1 protein-coding gene is annotated in these 1583 nt (G+C 56.4%); it reads right to left on the bottom strand.

Annotated features, from left to right (window positions below; all coding sequences use genetic code 11):
- Positions 1-125: 125 nt before the first annotated feature.
- A protein-coding gene (locus tag ACP151_RS17135; RefSeq protein ID WP_424980116.1) for an IS3 family transposase occupies positions 126-1476 on the bottom strand; the annotation gives its coding sequence in 2 pieces (ribosomal slippage) (positions 126-1140 and positions 1139-1476; 1353 coding nt in all).
- Between the last annotated feature and the right edge of the window lie 107 nt (positions 1477-1583).

Genomic DNA, 1583 nt, shown 5'->3' with positions numbered 1-1583 from the left:
TGGTCGTGGCGCTCCCGTGACGAACTTGTCCCATAGTGCTTCCTTCCATTCCAAAGAACAGATCGCACCATCAAACCATGGGATCAAACACCTAAGAGAGGATCTGGCTCATCCGGTTGGTTTGATTATGCGGCGGATTTGCGGTGAAGCGAGCGCCGGGTTTCGATGGTCTTTCTTTTGATCCTTTCTCGTTGTTGCAGAATGGTCTGGCCGCGCCCGAAGTAGACGTCGGCCGGCGTTAGGTTCTGCAGGCTTTCGTGGTAGCGTCGATGGTTGTAGTGATCGACGAAGGCATCGATCTGCTGGCGGAGATCGCCCGGCAGATAGTAGTTTTCCAGCAGGATGCGGTTCTTCAGCGTCTGATGCCACCGCTCAATCTTTCCCTGGGTCTGGGGGTGGTACGGCGCGCCACGCACATGATCCATCTGCCGATCTTCCAGCCAATCTGCCAGTTCGCCAGATATGTAACTGGAACCGTTGTCCGATAGCAGCCGCGGCTTGTGCAGAACCGTCGCCTGATCGCAGCCCGATGTTTGCAGCGCCAGGTCCAACGTGTCGGTCACGTCGCCTGACTTCATCGTCGTGCAAAGCTTCCAAGCGATGATGTAGCGGCTGTAGTCGTCGAGGATTGTGGACAGGTAAAACCAGCCCCAGCCGATGACCTTGAGATAGGTGAAGTCGGTCTGCCAAAGCTGGTTCGGTCGGGTCGTCTTGTCTCTGAACTCGTCTGCGGCGGACAGAACCACGTAGGCCGGGCTGGTGATCAGATCGTAGGACTTGAGGATGCGATAGACCGAAGCCTCTGACACAAAATACTTTTCTGTGTCTGTGAACTGCACAGCTAACTCGCGCGGCGACAGGTCGCTTTCTTTCAGGGCCAGGTCTTTGATCTTCTCGCGCACCGGCTCGGGAATGCGGTTCCAGACCTGTGACGGTTTGGGGCTGCGATCGTCAAGCGCCTCTGGGCCACCCGACAGATACCGGTCATACCAGCGATAAAAGGGGGTCCTGGGAATCCCCAGCATGCCCAGCGTTCGCTTGGTCGGGAGATGCGAGCCTTCGACCAGGCGAATGATCTCCAGTTTCTCAGATGCGGGATATCTCATTCGTCGTCTTCCCCATCCGCGATCATGCTTTTTTGAGAAGGCGCAACTCAAGGGTCTGCTCGGCAACCACTTCCTTGAGGTCTCGGGCCTCTCGCCGCAGATCTTTGACTTCGGTCGAGGTCGCTGCGCGCGCGGTGTCACCGGCAAGGCGTTTCTTACCAGCTTCGAGGAACTCCTTGGACCAGCTGTAGTAGAGGCTCTGGGCAATGCCTTCACGGCGGCACAACTCTGCTATGCTGTCCTCGCCCTTCAGACCGTCCAGCACGATCCTAATCTTCTCTTCCGCTGAATACTGCTTGCGGGTGACTCGGCGAATGTCTTTGACGACCTTCTCGCCGTGGCTCTTACGTGTTCCGGGTTTCTGTCTCATCTCCACTCCTTGGTGGTTACGATGTGCCAGAAACCCTCTCTTATCAAATCATCCTAAACTGTCCCATTGGCGCTGACGTCAGACAATCAATAGGTCCTGACCCTAGT

Origin of the sequence: Leisingera sp. S232, from assembly GCF_049800895.1 — a bacterium.
Taxonomy (GTDB): Bacteria; Pseudomonadota; Alphaproteobacteria; order Rhodobacterales; family Rhodobacteraceae; genus Leisingera.
The sequence above is the reverse complement of the archived record's forward strand: the minus strand, read 5'-3'. Positions and strand labels throughout refer to the sequence as shown.